Source organism: Oleiphilus sp. HI0066 (assembly GCF_001635725.1).
The window spans coordinates 1-805 of the sequence record NZ_LWFH01000153.1 but is presented as its reverse complement, the minus strand read 5'-3'; the positions used below and the strand labels follow the sequence as shown (position 1 = coordinate 805).

Sequence of the window (805 nt, the reverse complement as noted above, 5' to 3'; positions counted from 1 at the left end):
CCGCGTCCCCAATCCGAGAACAAGCAACACGGGAAACAATAGTTCAGCGCCCGTTGCCAAATAAGCAGCTGGCACAGCAGGAATCAGAGGTACCGCATATTCCCACGCAAATAAATCAAGTGTCGTGCTCCATGATGCGATTTTCGTCATCCCTGCAGCCCAAAATACTTGCGCCATCGCCAAACGAAATACGAGAGCTAAACCACTTTGCGCATGATTAACGAGAGAAATACCACTACGGATAAAAGAAGTTGCTGAGTGAAAAGCGCTCATTATAAAAATCCTTATACTTAATTGTTTCGTTATAAACGCGTCAACGCGCCTTGTTTTAGAAGAAAGCTCCAAGCTTCACTGAGCTCTGCCGCTAAAGCTTCTTCTGAGTCATACATCTTCTGTTCTAGCCAAAGCTGCTCGAATGCTCTTTCGAACGCTTGTGTAGGAGAACATCCTTCATCGAACGCAGTAAGAAGCGCACAAACAGGCAGAGAAATTGATGTCACGCATACCTGATAGTCTTGTCGCCACACCATAACGATCTCTGCGGGAGCATCTAAGGAAAAACTAGCCCCATTATTTGAATCAACGCTAGCATTCTCCTGTTCGTTGAATTGCCACAAGCTATAGAGTGGAAAGTCCGACCGAATGATTGAGAGACTTGGATGAAGACCAAGTTGTATATTGGCTTGATCAACACCAAGGACGTTCTGAAGATCAGCCGCAAAAACTGCCGATACATCACAGCTATGAAATGCTTGATGCCAAGACCAGTCGACACTAGCGACATCACTCACATATGGATAATCAT

General features: G+C 45.3%; 2 protein-coding genes. Both read right to left on the bottom strand.

What is annotated here, in order from left to right; all coding sequences use genetic code 11:
- On the bottom strand, positions 1-273 hold a 273-nt coding region (locus A3738_RS02620), incomplete at its 3' end, for a DoxX family protein (protein WP_156503896.1).
- Positions 274-302: 29 nt separating this feature from the next.
- On the bottom strand, positions 303-805 hold a 503-nt coding region (locus tag A3738_RS30435), incomplete at its 5' end, for a hypothetical protein (RefSeq protein ID WP_197473531.1).